This window comes from Streptomyces phaeofaciens, from assembly GCF_014648915.1.
Classification (GTDB): Bacteria; Actinomycetota; Actinomycetes; order Streptomycetales; family Streptomycetaceae; genus Streptomyces; species Streptomyces phaeofaciens.
The window spans coordinates 662,440-680,074 of sequence record NZ_BMSA01000002.1 but is presented as its reverse complement, the minus strand read 5'-3'; the positions used below and the strand labels follow the sequence as shown (position 1 = coordinate 680,074).

General features: G+C 69.4%; 14 protein-coding genes, 1 tRNA gene and 1 pseudogene. 5 read left to right on the top strand and 11 right to left on the bottom strand.

The window, feature by feature from the left end; all coding sequences use genetic code 11:
• Positions 1-120 precede the first annotated feature (120 nt).
• The 7 genes from rho to IE275_RS06530 form a co-directional block, all read right to left on the bottom strand.
• Positions 121-2,136 carry a transcription termination factor Rho gene (gene rho / locus IE275_RS06560; protein ID WP_189708503.1) on the bottom strand — a complete coding sequence of 672 codons (2,016 nt, stop codon included), beginning with the start codon at positions 2,134-2,136 and terminating at the stop codon, positions 121-123.
• Positions 2,137-2,541: 405 nt separating this feature from the next.
• Complete coding sequence (thrB, locus tag IE275_RS06555) at positions 2,542-3,486, bottom strand: homoserine kinase (RefSeq protein ID WP_189708501.1); 945 nt, start codon at positions 3,484-3,486, stop codon at positions 2,542-2,544.
• Positions 3,487-3,852: 366 nt separating this feature from the next.
• Positions 3,853-4,911, bottom strand: coding sequence for a threonine synthase (gene thrC / locus IE275_RS06550; protein WP_189708499.1), 1,059 nt, complete (start codon positions 4,909-4,911; stop codon positions 3,853-3,855).
• Positions 4,912-4,917: 6 nt separating this feature from the next.
• Positions 4,918-6,216: a homoserine dehydrogenase gene (locus IE275_RS06545; RefSeq protein ID WP_189708760.1), complete on the bottom strand. Its 1,299-nt coding sequence runs from the start codon at positions 6,214-6,216 to the stop codon at positions 4,918-4,920.
• A gap of 228 nt (positions 6,217-6,444) precedes the next feature.
• Entirely contained in the window at positions 6,445-7,836 is a 1,392-nt protein-coding gene (gene lysA, locus IE275_RS06540) for a diaminopimelate decarboxylase (RefSeq protein WP_189708498.1), read from the bottom strand.
• A 15-nt stretch (positions 7,837-7,851) separates the two neighbouring features.
• Positions 7,852-8,898: an ArgS-related anticodon-binding protein NrtL gene (nrtL, locus tag IE275_RS06535; protein WP_189708496.1), complete on the bottom strand. Its 1,047-nt coding sequence runs from the start codon at positions 8,896-8,898 to the stop codon at positions 7,852-7,854.
• 298 nt (positions 8,899-9,196) lie between these two features.
• A complete protein-coding gene (locus IE275_RS06530; RefSeq protein ID WP_189708758.1) occupies positions 9,197-9,736 on the bottom strand; it encodes a response regulator in 540 nt (179 codons plus the stop codon).
• 118 nt (positions 9,737-9,854) lie between these two features.
• Here IE275_RS06530 and IE275_RS06525 point away from each other — a divergent pair.
• Positions 9,855-9,926, top strand: a tRNA-Arg gene (locus IE275_RS06525).
• A gap of 275 nt (positions 9,927-10,201) precedes the next feature.
• Here the strand turns inward: IE275_RS06525 and IE275_RS06520 are convergent.
• The 3 genes and pseudogenes from IE275_RS06520 to IE275_RS06510 form a co-directional block, all read right to left on the bottom strand.
• A complete protein-coding gene (locus IE275_RS06520; protein ID WP_189708494.1) occupies positions 10,202-11,089 on the bottom strand; it encodes a nuclease-related domain-containing protein in 888 nt (295 codons plus the stop codon).
• 73 nt (positions 11,090-11,162) lie between these two features.
• A pseudogene (locus tag IE275_RS06515) lies at positions 11,163-11,397 on the bottom strand (tyrosine-type recombinase/integrase); the annotation flags it as partial.
• Between the two features lie 105 nt (positions 11,398-11,502).
• On the bottom strand, positions 11,503-11,943 hold the full coding sequence (locus IE275_RS06510; RefSeq protein ID WP_189708492.1) for a hypothetical protein: 441 nt from the start codon (positions 11,941-11,943) through the stop codon (positions 11,503-11,505).
• Between the two features lie 830 nt (positions 11,944-12,773).
• On the opposite strand from IE275_RS06510, the gene IE275_RS06505 reads away from it, so the two are divergent.
• Entirely contained in the window at positions 12,774-13,151 is a 378-nt protein-coding gene (locus IE275_RS06505) for a hypothetical protein (RefSeq protein WP_189708490.1), read from the top strand.
• A 342-nt stretch (positions 13,152-13,493) separates the two neighbouring features.
• Here IE275_RS06505 and IE275_RS06500 read toward each other — a convergent pair whose 3' ends face one another.
• Entirely contained in the window at positions 13,494-14,279 is a 786-nt protein-coding gene (locus IE275_RS06500) for a calcium-binding protein (RefSeq protein WP_189708488.1), read from the bottom strand.
• Positions 14,280-14,569: 290 nt separating this feature from the next.
• Here IE275_RS06500 and IE275_RS06495 point away from each other — a divergent pair, with 290 nt between their 5' ends.
• The 3 genes from IE275_RS06495 (at position 14,570) to IE275_RS06485 (ending at position 17,579) form a co-directional block, all read left to right on the top strand.
• Positions 14,570-15,490, top strand: a complete 921-nt coding sequence (locus IE275_RS06495) for a DUF6879 family protein (RefSeq protein WP_189708486.1) — start codon at positions 14,570-14,572, stop codon at positions 15,488-15,490.
• 443 nt (positions 15,491-15,933) lie between these two features.
• The gene (locus tag IE275_RS06490) at positions 15,934-16,155 is read left to right on the top strand and encodes a hypothetical protein (protein WP_189708484.1); all 222 of its coding nucleotides are present in this window, start codon (positions 15,934-15,936) and stop codon (positions 16,153-16,155) included.
• 755 nt (positions 16,156-16,910) lie between these two features.
• Positions 16,911-17,579: a DUF899 domain-containing protein gene (locus tag IE275_RS06485; RefSeq protein ID WP_189708482.1), complete on the top strand. Its 669-nt coding sequence runs from the start codon at positions 16,911-16,913 to the stop codon at positions 17,577-17,579.
• Positions 17,580-17,635 lie beyond the last annotated feature (56 nt).

Here is a 17,635-nt window from a genome sequence, read left to right as displayed (position 1 = left end):
GGTGTCGGTACCCGCTCGACGAGCTGACCGAAGGGCGTGATCCTAACAACGGCCACGGACAACGCGGAGGGCCGCCCCCGGTGACGGGAGCGGCCCTCTGGTACGGCGTTCGGCGCGGGATCAGTCGTTGCCCGGCGTCGGCGTCGTCTTCTGGATCTGGAGCAGGAACTCGGCGTTCGACTTCGTCTGCTTCATCTTGTCGAGAAGCAGCTCGATCGCCTGCTGCGAGTCGAGCGCGTGCAGCACCCGGCGCAGCTTCCACACGATGCCCAGCTCTTCGGCACCGAGCAGGATCTCCTCCTTGCGGGTGCCGGACGCGTCGACGTCCACCGCCGGGAAGATGCGCTTGTCGGCGAGCTTCCGGTCGAGCTTGAGCTCCATGTTGCCGGTGCCCTTGAACTCCTCGAAGATCACCTCGTCCATGCGGGACCCGGTGTCCACAAGGGCGGTGGCGAGGATCGTGAGAGATCCGCCGTCCTCGATGTTGCGGGCCGCACCGAAGAAGCGCTTCGGCGGGTACAGGGCGGTCGAGTCGACACCACCGGACAGGATGCGGCCGGAGGCCGGGGCGGCGAGGTTGTACGCGCGGCCCAGGCGGGTGATCGAGTCGAGCAGGACGACCACGTCGTGACCCAGCTCCACCAGGCGCTTGGCGCGCTCGATGGCCAGCTCGGCGACCGTGGTGTGGTCCTCGGCCGGGCGGTCGAAGGTCGAGGAGATGACCTCGCCCTTCACCGACCGCTGCATGTCGGTGACCTCTTCCGGACGCTCGTCGACCAGGACGACCATCAGGTGGCACTCGGGGTTGTTGTGGGTGATCGCGTTGGCGATCGCCTGCATGATCATGGTCTTGCCGGTCTTCGGCGGGGCCACGATCAGACCGCGCTGGCCCTTGCCGATCGGCGACACGAGGTCGATGATCCGCGTGGTCAGCACGCCCGGGTCCGTCTCCAGACGGAGGCGGTCCTGCGGGTAGAGGGGGGTCAGCTTGTTGAACTCCGGGCGGCCACGGCCGTGTTCGGGCGCCATGCCGTTGACGGAGTCCAGGCGGACCAGCGCGTTGAACTTCTCGCGGCGCTCGCCTTCCTTGGGCTGACGGACCGCGCCGGTGATGTGGTCACCCTTGCGCAGGCCGTTCTTGCGGACCTGGGCGAGGGAGACGTACACGTCGTTCGGGCCCGGAAGGTAGCCGGAGGTCCGGATGAACGCGTAGTTGTCGAGGATGTCCAGGATGCCCGCGACGGGGATCAGGACGTCGTCGTCGGCGAGCTGCGGCTCGGCGGTGCCGATCTCGTCACGCCCACGGCGGCCACGGCGGTCGCGGTAGCGGCCACGACGGCCACGGCGGCCGCCCTCGAAGTCGTCGTCGTCCTGCGGACCGGCGTTGCGGTCCTGACGGCTCTGCTGCTGGGTCTGCTGGCCGCGCTGCTGGCCACCCTGCTGCTCGTCGCCCTTGCCGCGACGGTCACCGCGCTCGCCGCGGTCACGGTCACCGCGCTCGGTGCGCTCACCGCGGTCGCGGCCACGCTCACGGCGGTCACGGCGACGGCCCTCGGCGTCACCGGCGTCGGCGGCGTCGGCCGTCCTGGCCTGCGCGGGCGACTCGGCCTTGGGCTCGCTCTTCGCCTCTGCCGCGACCGTCTCGGGGCTGCCCGCCTCGGCGGTGGCGCGGCGACGGCGACGCTCGACGGGGGCGTCGGCACCGGCCGGCTGGCCGGGGATCTCGATCTGCTGCTGGGCCACGGCCTTCTCGGCGGGGGCCTCGGCGGCCTTGGGGGCGTCCGCCTTCTTCTCGGCGGCGTCGTCGCCCGTCCGGGCCTTGGAGGTGGCGCGGCGCTTGGGCTTGGTCTCGGCGGCCGGGTCCCCCGCGGGAGCGGCGGCCTTCGCCGGGGCGGCACCGGCTCCGGCCTGCGCCTCCTTGATGACCTCGATCAGCTGGCTCTTGCGCATCCGCGCGGTGCCCCTGATGCCGAGGCCGGATGCGACCTGCTGAAGCTCGGCCAGCACCATGCCCTCGAGGCCGGTACCGCGGCGCCGCCGGGAGCCGGCACCGGTGGCAGGCGCGGAGGCGTCCGTGGCGGGCGCGGCAGCGGTCTCCTCGACACGTGCGCCCATCAGATCGGTGGTGTCGCTCACGAAGGGTCCTTCCCTGGAGCGGACGTCGGCCTGTCTGGCTCGGCGACCGGTTGTGCTGTCCGACTTCGGTCCTTGCTGTGGCGAAGCCGGGGCGGTTGTCCGCCCGAAGCGGCGGAGGAAAATTTGCTGGTGATGGCGCTTCCTCGACGAGCCGTGGCACCGAGTGTCACGTGGCGTGGTAGCACCGATTCCGGAGCGTGCCCTGTGGACCGCTCAGCGTCGGTGTACGGCGTATTGCCCAGATACGACATACGGAACGCAGTGCGGCTTGGGGAGCTCCCGGAAGAATGTCTGTCCCGGACGGGGACGTGAAGCACCTCGCCATGGTGGGGTCGGGTGCAGACTTGAGGTTAACACTACCGGATCCAACAAACATTCCCCCTCTCGAAATCCGGCAACCGAGCACTAAATGTCGCCGGAATGCGTTTCACCGGCCGGTGCGAGCGGCAGCACGCTGGCGCCCCGCAGGTCCAGGGCCAGCCGGTTCGCGGCCCAGTCCGCGCCCGCCAGGGCCTCGACCTTGTCGGCCGTCTCCGCGTCGGCCAACGCCATCACGGTGGGGCCGGCACCCGAGATCACCGCGGGGATCCCGTCGCCGCGCAGCCGCTCCACCAGGGCGGCGCTCTCCGGCATGGCGGGGGCGCGGTACTCCTGGTGCAGCCGGTCCTCGGTGGCGGGCAGCAGCAGCTCGGGGCGCCTGGTCAGCGCCTCGACGAGCAGGGCGGCACGGCCCGCGTTGGCGGCGGCGTCGACATGCGGCACGGTGCGCGGCAGCAGTCCGCGCGCCATCTCGGTCAGTACCGGCTTCCCGGGCACGAAAACCACCGGAACGATGGAATCGGCGGGCTCCATCCTGATCGCCCGCGCGGCGCCGGACTCCATCCAGGACAGGGTGAATCCGCCGAGCAGACAGGCGGCGACATTGTCGGGGTGGCCCTCGATCTCGGTCGCGAGCTCCAGGAGGGCCGCGTCGTCGAGCTTGTTCTCGCCGCCTATGGTCACCGCGCGCGCGGCGACGATGCCCGCGCAGATCGCGGCGGAGGAGGAACCGAGGCCCCGGCCGTGCGGGATGCGGTTGGCGCAGACGATCTCCAGGCCGCGCGGCTGGCCGCCGAGGACGTCGAAGGCGGTGCGCAGGGACCGGACGAGGAGGTGCTTCTCGTCGCGCGGCAGCGTCTCACCGCCCTCCCCCGCGATGTCGATGTGCAGCCCGGAGTCGGCCACCCGGACGACGACGTCGTCGTAGAGACCCAGCGAGAGGCCGAAGGCGTCGAAGCCCGGGCCGAGGTTGGCGCTGGTGGCGGGAACGCGCACCCGTACGGCGGCGGCGCGGAAGGCGGGACCGGCCATCTCGCGATGACTCTCCTTGAGCTGCGTGATTGTCGAATGACATTCGATACGTGCGGGGGGACCCTGGGGCCGCGACGGCGGCGCGGCGACCACGTCGACTACATCGCCTCGATCGACGACGTCGACGACACGGTCGCTGCGCGGCACTGCGGCATATGCGGCAGGCGGGTTCAGTACAGCCTATCGAAGGAAGGTTCTGCGGCGACATAGGGCGCACAGGAGGCGCACGATGCGTGTCGCAAGCCCCCCGTGCACCCCCGACCGGGAAACCCCCCGCCGGGTCGCTCCCGGGGCGCCCGGGGCGCCCGGTCACCAGGGCCGGATCCCGGGCTCGCACCAGCGGGCCCGGGGGCGGTCCGGGTGCGGTTACGCGAGTCCGAGGCGCTCGGCGGCCGTCGCCGCGTCGACCGGAACGGTGACCGGCTGCGGGGCACCGGCGACGGCCCAGTCGGGGTCCTTCAGGCCGTTGCCGGTGACCGTGCAGACGATCCGCTGGCCCGGATCGACCAGGCCCTGCTCGGCGGCCTTCAGCAGACCGGCCACGGACGCGGCGGAGGCGGGCTCCACGAAGACACCCTCCTGAGCGGCCAACAGCCGGTAGGCGCGCAGGATCTCACGGTCCGTCACCTCGTCGATGAGCCCACCGGACTCGTCCCGCGCGGCCAGCGCGTACTGCCAGGACGCCGGGTTGCCGATACGGATGGCGGTGGCGATGGTCGACGGGTCCTTGACGACCTCGCCGCGCACGATCGGGGCGCTGCCGGACGCCTGGAAACCCCACATACGGGGGGTCTTCGCGGCGACACCGTCGGCGGCGTACTCCTTGTAGCCCTTCCAGTACGCGGTGATGTTGCCCGCGTTGCCGACCGGCAGGACGTGGATGTCCGGGGCGTCGCCCAGCATGTCCACGATCTCGAACGCGGCCGTCTTCTGCCCCTCGATGCGCACCGGGTTCACCGAATTGACCAGCGCCACCGGGTAGTTGTCGCTCAGCGCACGGGCGAGCGTGAGGCAGTCGTCGAAGTTTCCGTCGACCTGGAGGATCTTCGCGCCGTGGACGAGCGCCTGGCCCATCTTGCCGATCGCGATCTTGCCCTGCGGGACGAGTACGGCGCAGACCATCCCGGCGCGCACCGCGTAGGCGGCGGCGGAGGCGGAGGTGTTGCCGGTGGAGGCGCAGATGACGGCCTTCGCACCCTCCTCCTTGGCCCGGGTGATGGCCATGGTCATACCGCGGTCCTTGAACGACCCGGTCGGGTTGGCGCCCTCCACCTTGAGGTGGACCTCGCAGCCCGTGCGCTCGGAGAGCACCTGCGCGGGCACGAGAGGCGTGCCGCCCTCGCGGAGCGTCACGACGGGCGTGCTGTCGGAAACCGGCAGCCGGTCCCGGTACTCCTCGATGATTCCGCGCCACTGGTGAGTCATTGCTGGTTACTCTCCTTCGACCCGCATGATGCTGGCGACACCCCGCACGGTGTCGAGCTTGCGCAGCGCCTCGACGGTCCCGGTGAGGGAGGCGTCGGACGCGCGGTGGGTGACGACGACGAGGGACGCCTCGCCGCCTCCGTCCTGCCGTCCTTGCTGGCGCACCGTATCGATGGACACCCCGTGCTCGGCGAACACGGTGGCCACCTGGGCGAGAACACCCGGTTTGTCGGCCACGTCCAGGCTGATGTGGTAGCGCGTGACGACATCGCCCATGGGCGACACCGTCAGGGCGGCGTACGCCGACTCGCCGGGCCCCGTCGCCCCGCTGAGCCGGTTGCGGCAGACGGCGACGAGGTCGCCGAGCACGGCGGAGGCGGTGGGGGCACCGCCCGCGCCGGGGCCGTAGAACATGAGCTGACCGGCCGCGTCCGACTCGACGAACACGGCGTTGTAGGCGCCGCGCACCGAGGCGAGCGGGTGGGTCAGCGGAATCATGGCGGGGTGCACCCGGGCGGTGACGGATCCGCCGTCCGCCGCGCGCTCGCAGATGGCGAGCAGCTTGATGGTGCAGCCCATCTCCTTGGCGGAGGCGAAGTCGGCCGCGGTGACCTCGGTCATGCCCTCGCGGTAGACGTCGTCGAGGCGCACGCGCGTGTGGAAGGCGATCCCGGCGAGGATGGCGGCCTTGGCGGCGGCGTCGAAACCCTCGACGTCGGCGGTCGGGTCGGCCTCCGCGTATCCGAGGGCGGTGGCCTCGTCGAGGGCTTCCTGGTAGCCGGCGCCCGTGGAGTCCATCTTGTCGAGGATGAAGTTGGTCGTCCCGTTGACGATGCCCATCACCCGGTTGATCTTGTCGCCGGCGAGGGACTCGCGCAGCGGCCGGATCAGCGGGATGGCGCCGGCCACGGCGGCCTCGTAGTAGAGGTCCTTGCCGTGCTCACCGGCGGCCGCGTGCAGGGCCGCGCCGTCCTGGGCGAGGAGGGCCTTGTTGGCGGAGACGACGGAGGCGCCGTGCTCGAAGGCGGTGGTGATGAGGGTGCGGGCGGGCTCGATACCGCCGATGACCTCGACGACGACGTCGATGTCCCCGCGTTTGACCAGGGCGGTCGCGTCGGTGGTGACGAGGGCCGGGTCGATGCCCTCACGGACCCTGGAGGGCCGCCGTACGGCCACACCCGCGAGTTCCACGGGGGCGCCGATCCTCGCGGCGAGGTCGTCGGCGTGCGTCGTCATGATGCGCGCCACCTCTGAGCCGACCACTCCACAGCCCAGCAGCGCCACCTTCAGCGGACGCGTACGCATCATCCGACCTCGTTTCCTCATACCGTCTACGGTTGGTCCAGTCTCACTCACCGGACCGGAGTTTCTGCCCCTGGTCCGGATTGTGAGACATGTATTTCATTTTCACAGGGGCGGCAGACAGAAGATTCTCCCGCCCCCTTCTTTCTTTCCTTTTCCGCTTCAACCCGCCGCCCGCTCGCCCACGCGCCACGCGCCCGTCCGCCCACTCGCCCGTTCGGCCACCGGGGCTCACCCGACGTCGAGGCGCAGCAGATCCTCCTCGGTCTCCCGGCGGACGATGATCCGCGACGCGCCGTCGGCCACGGCGACGACCGGCGGCCGCAGCACGTGGTTGTAATTGCTCGCCATGGACCGGCAGTACGCGCCCGTCGCCGGTACGGCGATCAGGTCACCCGGTGCCAGGTCGGCCGGCAGGAACGCGTCCTTGACCACGATGTCCCCGCTCTCGCAGTGCTTGCCGACGACCCGGGCGAGCATCGGCGGGGCGTCGGAGGTGCGGGAGACCAGGGCGACGCTGTACTCGGCGTCGTACAGCGCGGTACGGATGTTGTCCGACATCCCGCCGTCGACGGAGACGTACGTCCGCAGCCCGTCCAGCGGCTTGATGGTGCCGACCTCGTAGAGCGTGAACGCGGTGGGACCGACGATCGCGCGCCCGGGCTCGACGGAGATCCGCGGAGTGCTCAGCCGCGCGGCCTCACACTCACGGGTGACGATCTCGGTCAGCGCCTTGGCGATCTCGTGCGGCTCACGCGGATCGTCGTCGCTCGTGTACGCGATCCCGAGACCGCCGCCGAGGTCGATCTCCGGCAGCTCCACCCCGTGCTCGTCACGGATGTCCTTGAGCAGCCCGACCACCCGGTGCGCGGCGACCTCGAAGCCGGACATGTCGAAGATCTGCGACCCGATGTGGCTGTGGATCCCGATCAGCTCGAGCCCGTCGAGCTGAAGGGCACGCCGGACGGCCTCCGCGGCCTGCCCGCCCGCCAGCGGGATCCCGAACTTCTGGTCCTCGTGGGCGGTGGCGATGAACTCGTGCGTGTGCGCCTCGACCCCGACCGTGATCCGGATCTGCACGCGCTGCCGCGTACCGAGGGACTGCGCGATGTGGGCGACCCGCACGATCTCCTGGAAGGAGTCGAGGACGATCCGGCCCACGCCGGCCTCGATGGCACGGTGGATCTCTTCCTTCGACTTGTTGTTGCCGTGGAAGGCGATCCGGTCGGCGGGCATCCCGGCGGACAGCGCGGTGGCGAGTTCGCCGCCGGAGCAGACGTCGAGGTTGAGTCCCTCCTCGTGCAGCCACCGCACGACGGCGCGGGAGAGGAACGCCTTGCCGGCGTAGAAGACGTCGGCGTCGGCCCCGAACGCGGTGCGCCAGGCACGGGCACGGGCCCGGAAGTCGGCCTCGTCGAGCACGTAGGCGGGGGTGCCGTGCTCCTCGGCGAGCGTCTTGACGTCGACACCGCCGACGGTGACGACGCCGTCGTCGTCGCGCGCGACCGTCTGCGCCCACACCTTGGCGTCCAGGGCGTTGAGGTCGGTCGGCGGGGCGGAGTAGTGGCCCTCGGTGAGGACATCGGCGTGACGGGGCCCGGCGGGGTGGGCGGAACGGCTCATCTTCGGCGTGCTCTTTCAGAGGTGGTCGGGTGCGTCGATGCCGAGCAGGGACAGGCCGCCGGCCAGCACCGTCCCGGCGGCTTCGGCGAGCGCGAGCCGGGCTCGGTGGGCGGCCGAGGGTTTCTCGTCACCGCGGGGCAGGGTGGCGGGGAGCAGATCGAGCGTGGCGTCGGCGACGGCGACCAGCTGCCGGGCGAGCCGCCCGGGCGTACCGATGCCGTCGGGCCGGGGCAGGGGGGCGGCGGTGGCGAGGAGGCGGGGGTAGTCGGCGAGGAGGGGGAGAAGGGTCGCGGGGACGCCGGACGGGGTGGCGGGCGCGGCCTGCGCGGCCTGCGCGATCGGCACGCCCGGCTCGGTGGGCTCGCCCGGCTCGGCGGAGAATCCGAGGTCGGCGGCGTTGCGGACGGTGGCCCGGGTGCGGGCGTGGGCGTACCGGACCCGGAAGAGAGGGTTGCTCTCCCGCTGGACCAGATGGTCGGCGGTGACACGGGGCCGGTCGTGCGGAGCGGGGTGCAACAGGGCCCAGCGGGCGGCGTCGGGCCCGAGCGGGGTGGGATCCTCCGGGGCGGGAACGGGCCGGACGTTGGCGGGCTCCCGGTGCTCCACCTCGACCCGTCCGCCCTGCGAGCCGACGATCCGGGCGAGCACGTCGGCGATCACCTCGGCACGGACCTCGTACGGCACACGCAGCACGTAGACCTGCCCGGTGAGGGCGCCGGTGTGCCCGTACCGGATTCCCTCGCGGCGGATCCGCCGGACGAGGGCGGTGGAGGCGGCGGCACGGTCGAGGCTGATGTTGAGGAAGCCGGGCCCGGTGATCTCGACGCCGGTGACGCCCTCGGCGCCGGCGAGATGCGGCCGCAGCACCTCGGCGACCTTCAGCGGGGGCTGCCCGGCGGGCCGGGCCAGTTGCAGCGCGATGTTGGTGGCGTAGTCCCCGGCCCCTCCGGGCCCCGGCACGGTGACGACGGCCCGCTCGGGAACGACGACGCTCAGCTCCCCGGCATCGACAGCACGACGCACCGCGCGCAGCACGGTACGGGAGAGCTCGACGGGGGTCACGGGACAAGCGTATGGGAGGAGGGGGGTGGGTACGCGAGCCGGTTTGGGGCGGTCCCGGGATGTGGACGGTGGGGAGGGGTGGGGAGGGACGGGGGGACGGGGAACGGCTGGGAAGGATGGGGAACGTTGAGGAACGTTGAGGAACGGGGGACCCGAGACGCGGGGGCGCTGTGGAACCCGGTGGAGGCGCGATGGGACCCGGGGACAGGAGGCGCGATGGGACCCGGGGACACGACATACGGGGCTGGTCCGCCGCCCCGAGCAAACCGCCGCGACGCGGAGGAAGGGGCAGCCGGCCTCAGTCCCCTCCCGGCCCCCCACCGGCCCCACTGCCCTGTCCGGCACCGAGCACGCTGCCCAGCCCGCGGCCACGCCCGCGACCACCGCCCCCGACGTCGGGGGCGTCACCTCGCCGCTCCCCCTCCAGCAACTGCCGTACAAGGGTGACTAGTTCATGGGGCTCGAAGGGCTTCGCGAGGAAGGCGTCGACGCCGACCTCGAGGCCGGTCTCGACCTCGTACTGCGTACACGCGCTGATGATGGCGAGGGGAAGATCACGCGTCCTCGGATCGGAACGCAGCCGAGCGGCGGTCCGCAGACCGTCCAGCCGGGGCATGACGACATCGAGGGTGACGACGTCCGGTCGCACCTGATGAACGACTTCCAGACACTCGGCACCATCGGACGCGGTCACGACCTCGAGACCCTCCAGCTCGAGATTGACCCTGATCAGCTGCCGGATGACCTTGTTGTCGTCCACAACAAGCACCCGACCCGACGCGCCTGGCACAACTCGAGAGTAGGTCCGCACCGGCCACCGCGTCCGGGTTTTCCCCACTTCCACCCCGTGCGGGCGACCCACCCCTCCCCACCCCCGGAAACCCGTTCATGACCACCCCGACCAAGCTGGTAGTGTTCTACCCGTCGCCGCGAGCAACACCCACACCGGCCGACACGCCCCCGTAGCTCAGGGGATAGAGCAACGGCCTCCGGAGCCGTGTGCGCAGGTTCGAATCCTGCCGGGGGCACCTTGAAGAAGGTGCCTAAAGACCCCGCCATCAGCGAGAACGCTGAGGACGGGGTCTTCGCGTATGTGCAGGCAGATGCAGCCCGGAGCGGGCGTATGTCGGGGTCTGTGGACGAGGCGTGGACGGGATCTTGGGACATTGCCGCAGGTGAGGTCCGGGAAAGAGTGAGGACCCGCACCACGGCCAGACGGCCCCACCCCGACGATGGTCATGCCGGGGAGACCACCCGCAGCTCTCGCGGGGGGGCCGCCGCACTCCACCGAGGCGCACCCAGCTCAGGCATGGCTCCAAGCCTGGCGGTGGCGAGCGACGCTGTACACCTGCTCAACCTGCTCGGGCGTCAGCACCCCTGAGAGCGGCGCCAGTGCCGCTACTTGGCGTTCCTGATACACGCGGACGCTGAGTTGGGTGGCGACCACCTTCAGATCGGTGACGCCGACGAAGACGAGCACGGGCTCCACCGGTACGGGAAAGCCGCAGTAGCGCTCAAGTACGCGGACTACTCGCGTGGCCTCCGCGCGGCTCTTGCGTACGTAGGGTGCCGGCTTTCCGTGATCGACTTTCACAGAATCGTCGCCGACCCACACGGCCCTTTTGTGGTGGTGCTTCGTATTGATGCTGAATACCCCACCGGGCCCGATCAGTAAATGATCGACATCCACCTTGTCGGCCAGGGGAATGGAGTGCAGGACCCGCCAGCCGTGACGTGCCAAGCGGTTCAGCTCGGCTCCCACCCTCTTCTCCCCCGCCAGCCCCTTGCGCCAGGAGTCCCACTCTGAGGGGCGCCGCAGGAGCTGTGAGACGGCTCGCTCGATCAGACCCGGACCAGACTTGTCGAGCAGATCACGCAGGGACTTACCGGGGGCGTTGGTGGACAGGTCGTCGTCCGGTGTAAGAGGCGGCAGCATCGGGCGCACTCGAACCTCAGGCGCGCTTTCCGGTGGAACCGGCTCGGCTTCGTTCTGTAAATGGTGTTTCAGTACAGCGATCACGCCGTCGCGATACTCAGCGACCAAGACCGTGATCTCCCCCGTCCTTACATCCGCCCAGCCGACCGCTGTGCCATCAGGCAGGTTCGCGTACAGGCGATCATGTCCGTACCGCTTCCAGTGCGTGACCTTCAGCTCCACGAGGCCCCCTCGTCCGCTCTCGGCTCGAAGCATCGCAGGAGGTGGGGCGCAAAACGAGAGAGGCCCCGGACAAGATGCCCGGGGCCTCGGTGGGGTGCAGCGTGTCTTACTCGTACTCGCGCAGGAGGTCCTCGATACGCCGGTTGGCGATGTCCTGCCCTCCGTCGAGACGCTTCGCATAGCGGGTCAGCAGCACCTCGACGCTGTTGCCGGCACGCTCGGCCGCGTCAGCCGGGTCGACACCGGCGTTGAGCCAGGTCGACAGCGCCGAGTGACGGAGGTCGTACGGCCGCCGGCAGCGCGAGGAGGCGAGCCTCCTGCCAGACGCGGCGGTAGGTCGTCTATACAAAGAGCGAGGAGAGCACTACCGCCCGGGCAGCTCGGCCAAGAGCAATGGGCGGGGCGGTCGTGAAGGGCGGATCGCGCGAAGCGTCGCAGACAAAGCTCTAATCAAGAGCCGCTAGGCCCGGCCACCAATTGGGGTGCTCGTTGATCAGTGATTGCATCACAGGACTGTTGTCCCGGATAAATTTACAGTAGTCGCTCCAACCTTCGTGCGACACCGTCCCCGGAATCCTGCTGGTGACGTTCAGGCCGTCTGTAAGCATGTCTGCGAATAGTTCTGCAAGCAGGAGGACTCGTTCGCGTTCTTCCCCTGCTTCCGGACACGGTTTGTTGTCGTAGAAGTACGCCCTCGCGCCAGGGTGCTCCATCATTTTGAAATAGATCTCACGCAGGCTCTGTAGCGTGTGGTCCAGCCCGTGAGTCGCGTTCAGGGTGTTGGAAGCCCGTACTTGCTCCGAGACGTCCCTGGTCTGCTTCGCCAGGAGCAACAACGAAAAGATCAACCCCAGAAGACCGCCGATTGCCGTAACTGCTGTCAGCACACCGCCCCCTGACAAATCAACCTCGGACCTCAGCATGCAGCACCGGACGGCGTCCGTCACCATCGCGTCGAAATCAGGCCGCCGCAGCTTGCGGGCGGGGCCGGCGCAAGCAGGTTGGCTGCACCGTGAGGGCAGCGAGGCATACACACCTCCGATCGGCCGGTGCACCCGTCGTCAGGTGCGCGGTCACCAATTGACGAGCAGGCGTTCAAGGCCCGGTATCCGCGCGGGGCTCTTCGAAGTGCCAGGAATGATGCCCGCACCATTCACGTGCCAGATCCTGGGGAGACTCACAGTGAGCGGCGGGGACTCAACCATGGCTCTGGTGAGGTCGGATCACCGTTCCGCCGTACGCCCTTGGCGCCGCGCACATCGACCGACATGAGTAAGCGGGGGTCGGTCTCGTTCGGTGCGCGCCGGGTCGTCGAGGCCGGCCGGCACATCCCGGTGTCGCTCGTCGTCGGAGTGTCGACAGAGCGGTGCTACCGGCATCGTGTACGGGCGACCAGATCGTTCCGTCGGGGGCAGGGACGTCGGGCGTACCGCTGAGAGCGTCGTCGACCTGGTCTTCGGTCCGCGGACGATGAAGGTGTTCGTTGACGTGAACATCGGCCTGACGATCTTCCGTATAACCAGCAGGAGCATCCGCGACGAGTAGTGGAGCTGCGCCGGTCCAGCCCGCTGGGAACGTCCGCAAGCATCTTTGGGGTGTGGGGAGTTCGCCACGGTAGCGCAGCGCGTGTTCGTCCGGCCATGGGCCCGCTCCTTGTCATGCTCGCAACCATTCGTGCGGGCAGGCTCGACCGATTTATCGATTTCTTGGAGGTTCGATGAAGTCCGTCATCCGGAAGATCGCAAGCTTCGCGGGGGTGAGTGTGGCTGCCGCGACCATGTCCGTGACCGGTGCGTCCGCGGCCCATGCGGAGTCGCCAACCCAGGGCTGTCCGTACCCCTATGTCTGCTTCTACGTGGACAACGACGCCTTGCTGGCAGGCAAGCCGCTCTCGAAGTACAAGGACGTCACCAGCGGGTATCAGGCGGTCACGCCCCGGCCGCACTACGGGGTCCTGAACACCCGGAACGACGACGTGGTGTATCTGCGGCTCCAGAGCGGGGGCTCGATCTGTCTTCCGCCGAACAGCCAGACGGTGTTCGCGGACGGCTACGCCGTCAACGGGATAAAGATCTCCAGCAGCTCCACGTGCTGATTCCGCTGGAACGGTCGGCAGCCTCGCGTGATCGCGCCGGCTGTCGGACGACGGGCGGGGCTGCGTCGTGCTCGCCGTGTCGCTCGGTTTGATCGCGTGACACCCAGAGCGGTGAGCAAGTAGGCGGGGCTGCCGGCGTGGTGGCGGAAGCCTGCGGAGACGTTGGTGCGGCCGGTGAGCCGGAGTGTGCCGACGGCGGGGTGTCTCAGGGCGCGGGCTCCGTCGCGTGACGCGACCCGGCCTGGAGGCGGAGACCCGTAGGGGCGCCGTCCGGTGAGGACGGCGCCCCTGTGGGACAGCCGCCGGGACTCGTCAGGTCCCGGAGACGCTCTCAGTACGTGACTACCGGACGTCCACGAAGTCGCCGGCCGCGTTGACGGCCGGAGTCGTCGTCGTGCCCGCGAAGCTGTAGCGGTAGTAGCCGTCGGTGGAGGCGGTGACGGTCGTCTTGAGGTTGCCCGTCGAGTTGGACTTGACCGTCTTCACCGTGGTGTAGGTGCTGCTGCCCTTCTTGCGGAACTGCAGCTTCACCGGCTGGCCCGTGTAGCCGTGGTACTTGTTGTCGTCCCAGCTGGCCCGGGAGAGCTTGCCGGTGACCGTGACGGTCTTGCCCTTCTTCACCGGCTCCGGCGCGGCGTTGGCCGTCAGCTTCGAGTCGCGCTGCACCTTGAACTTGGTGGCCGCGTCCCGGTGGATGTAGTCGTAGTCGTTGGCGGAGACCAGCGTGCGGAGGTTCCAGGTGCCCGCCGCGCTGTTGCCGACGAAGCCGGTCGACGCCTGCGGGTCGAACGTCAGTGTGCCTGTGCAGGTCGACGTGGTGGCGCTCACCTTGACGCAGGTGATGTCGCCGTCGTCGTACCAGATCTGCGCGTAGTTCGGCGTCGGGCCGAACGCGCTGATGTAGGTGGTCTCGGCGATGCCCGAATCGTCCGACGCGGTCACGGAGACCTTGACGGACACGACCTTGGTGGTACCGACCACGACCGGCTTGCCGCCGTTGACGACGACCTTGTCGATCGTGATGTTGCCCGCTCCGCCGTCTACCGCCTGGGCGGTGGTGGCACCGACCGCGGTGGCGACCAGCGCGACGCTGGTGCTGAGCAGGGCAAGGCGCGTGGTTGCGCGCATGAATGTCCCCCCGGATTTCATTGATCGATCGACGGGAGCCTACGGCGTTGGCCAACGGTTCACCATTTTGTTTTCTCAACGCCTCGGCACTCAGAGGCACTTCGTCCCCTTTCGAGCCCCAGGAGCCCTTGCCAGTGCCACGCCCTGTGCCCTTCGAGTCGAAGAACGAGGTGCTGCCCTTGCGGTGACCGGGCACCCTTCTACGAACACCGTGCTGGGGAGGGGCGGGTATGGGCGGAGAGCCACGTACGGCGGAAACGACGGCGGCAGGAATGCGTATCGCCCCGGTCGTGCTCAAGACGCTGATCACCGTCGCCGTGACCACGGTCGCGTATGTGATCACCGATCTGATCGACCTGTCCCGGGACGGACTGTGGAAACTCGGGATGTCCGTTGCCATCGGATGCTCAGCGTTGATCGTGCAATACCTGGTCGACGTCGAACGGCGGTTGACCTCGACGGAAGCCGGCGAGCGCGAGCGAGCCCGCGGGCTCCAGGACCACTTGACCCGGCTCAGCGAGGACGCCGGGCTCCTGACGGAGCTCGACCGGGCAGGCATGAGCACCAGTGGCGCCAGGCGTCTGCTGACAAGCGCGAGCCAGGTGGGTCTGCAAGGCCCGGAGATCATGAAGGCCTTCGTCCGTGCCGAACTGGAACGCCTCGCCTCGGTCGTCACCGGGCTGACCGCGATGACCGCCCACTGGCCGCGGGACAACGACGAGTGGCTCATCGGGCTCACTGAATGCGCTCGAAGCACCATCGATGTCACGAGCAGCTCCGTCGGTCTGCCCTCTTGGGACACCGACCGCGCGCGGAAGTCCCTGGACGCGCAGATCGCGGCGATGCGGGATCCCGGGGTGCGCATCCGGCGGCTCTTCCTGATCAGCGCTGCCGAGGAAAGCGACCTCGACTTCATGGACAGGTTCACGGCGCTCTGCCGTGGACAGCAGGAGCTCGGCATCACCGTGCGTTTCCTGGTCCTCTCCCCGCAGCGGCACGTCCGGGCGGTGGCGGCACGAGACCTCGTGATCTTCGATGGCGAGCTGTATCTGGAGTTCGAGCCGGACCGGCAGCAGGGAGACGTCGAGACCAGGCTCGACGCGGACATCCTGCGCGTCGACCAACAAGTCAGGCGCTTCAACGAACTGTGGGAGGCCGCTGCCGAGCCGGGTCCCCGACCGGGTTCCGCTACACGGTCCCCAGCGGAGTGAGCCTCCCTGTCGCACCTCCCTGCACCTCCCTGCACCTCCCTGTCGCACGACAGGGCGCGCGGCGGCCTGCGCCCCCTCTGCTCCGGCGCAGTTCCCGTGACACAGCACCCATCCGATGGAGACATAACTCATAAATCCTCCATATTGGGCAGGCGGATGGGTCAATGGGTGGAACAGAGGGGTGGAGACGCGCGCTTCTTGCGCTGTCCATCGCTCCGGCCGAGCGTGCGCGAAGCCCTCCGTGCGGCATGGCCGGACGGGCGGGCGGACCGAAATGGACGAGCCGGGCGAGCGGGACAGGCGTACAGTTTGTTCCGCCGCAGGTCAGCGGCGGGAATCCGCGGCTACTTTCCTCGTCTCTCCCCTTATGTCGTTCTGATCGTGCGGAGTCTGTGACGAACAGCGGACGCGAGGGGGAGGCCTGCGGGCGCATACTGGGGGCAATGACAAAGCCTGCTGCACCGAAGCGTCACTTGCCGACCAGTCCCTTCAAGGCCCCGGCCGCTCCACCGCCGAAGCACTTCGCCGTGGGCGACCAGGTCACGCATGACATGTACGGCCTCGGCCGGGTGATCGGTATCGAGGACGGCATCGCCGCGCTCGTCGATTTCGGCTCCGCCCAGATGCGGATCTTGAGCCCGTACTCCAAGATGACCAAGCTGTAAAACCGCTGTGCCCGGTCACGGCACGCCGGGTCCCTTCCGGGACCTGTCACGAATGGGAGACCTCTCATCGATCTGACCTCGCTGTTCTCCGCTCCGGAAGGGGCGCCCCGGCGCGCCGCCGCGGCATCGCCGCCTCCGGCCACCAACCCCTTCCATGCCCCGGACTTCGGGGAGGACGAGAGCTTCCTGCTCGAGGACGGGCAAGCGTCCGTCTCCGGCCTGGGCGCGGCTCGACGCACGACCGGCTGACTCCCACCTGTGACCGTGGCTCGACAGCCGGCCACGCCTTGCCATGCCAGGGGCCCGCTCCGCCGCCGTTCCACGGCCTGCGCCTGGTCCCCTGGGTGGGGCTCCGGCTGACAGCCGGGAATCACCTTCGCGCCCGGACCCGAACCACCTGCGCCGCAGGTTCCCGGACCTCGGCACCATCGACGACCGTCCACGGATCGTGCGTGGACGACGTCCCCCGACATCCGTCGCGAACGACCCCGGCAGCGGCCTCAGCCGCAACCGCACCCTCCATGAGGTGCCCAAGACCCCGTCACCAGCGGAAACGCTGAGGGTGGGGTCTTTTGTGTCGGGCGGACCTGTGGCCGGCGGACGCGTCTGCGGCGGCCCGTGCGTGGGCTGTGGCAGCCGGCAGCCCGTACGCGTGCGTGTAGCAGTCCGTACGCGTGCGTGCGGGAGTCCGTGGACATGCGTGCGGCGGTCCGGCGGTCGACTCTGGAGGGAGGGGGCCGGGAGGTGAGGTCGGTATGGAGATGCGTCCGGTCGTGTCGGCGGAGGAGTGGGAGGCTGCCCGGCAGCGGATGCTGGCCGAGGAGAAACGGCTGACCCGTGAGCGGGACGCCCTGGCCGCCGAGCGGCGCCGGATGCCGTGGACCGCGGTGGAGAAGGCGTACGCCTTCGAGGGGGCCGAGGGGCGCGTCGACCTGGCGGGGCTGTTCGACGGGCGCCGGCAACTGGTCGTGTACCGGGCCTTCCTCGAACCCGGGGTGAACGGGTGGCCCGAGCACGCGTGTGTGGGGTGCTCGATGGTCGCCGATCATGTGGGGCACCTCGCGCATCTGCACGCCCGGGACACCACCCTCGTCTTCGTCTCCCGTGCGCCGCAGGCGGACATCGAGCGGGTGAAGGCGCGCATGGGCTGGACGATGCCCTGGTACACGCTCACCGACGGCTTCGACGCCGACTTCGGGGTGGACGAGTGGCACGGCACGAACGCGTTCATCCGGGACGGCGACCGGGTGTTCCGTACGTACTTCATCAACGCCCGCGGTGACGAGGCGCTCGGCAGTACCTGGAGCTACCTCGACATGACCGCCCTCGGGCGGCAGGAGCAGTGGGAGGACTCGCCCGAGGGGTACCCCCAGACCCCGCCGTACGAGTGGTGGAGCTGGCACGACGCCTACCCTGACGCGTAGGGCCGCCGCCCCGCCCCCTGCCGTCCGGCCCTTCGGCCCGCTGGCCTTCTGGCGCA

Bases quoted from the DNA above. Each gene is read 5' to 3' on its own strand.
- thrB (WP_189708501.1), bottom strand. From the start codon at position 3,486: ATGGCCGGTCCCGCCTTCCGCGCCGCCGCCGTACGGGTGCGCGTTCCC.
- thrC (WP_189708499.1), bottom strand. From the start codon at position 4,911: ATGACTCACCAGTGGCGCGGAATCATCGAGGAGTACCGGGACCGGCTG.
- IE275_RS06545 (WP_189708760.1), bottom strand. From the start codon at position 6,216: ATGCGTACGCGTCCGCTGAAGGTGGCGCTGCTGGGCTGTGGAGTGGTC.
- lysA (WP_189708498.1), bottom strand. From the start codon at position 7,836: ATGAGCCGTTCCGCCCACCCCGCCGGGCCCCGTCACGCCGATGTCCTC.
- IE275_RS06520 (WP_189708494.1), bottom strand. From the start codon at position 11,089: ATGCTTCGAGCCGAGAGCGGACGAGGGGGCCTCGTGGAGCTGAAGGTC.
- IE275_RS06505 (WP_189708490.1), top strand. From the start codon at position 12,774: ATGAAGTCCGTCATCCGGAAGATCGCAAGCTTCGCGGGGGTGAGTGTG.
- IE275_RS06500 (WP_189708488.1), bottom strand. From the start codon at position 14,279: ATGCGCGCAACCACGCGCCTTGCCCTGCTCAGCACCAGCGTCGCGCTG.
- IE275_RS06490 (WP_189708484.1), top strand. From the start codon at position 15,934: ATGACAAAGCCTGCTGCACCGAAGCGTCACTTGCCGACCAGTCCCTTC.
- IE275_RS06485 (WP_189708482.1), top strand. From the start codon at position 16,911: ATGGAGATGCGTCCGGTCGTGTCGGCGGAGGAGTGGGAGGCTGCCCGG.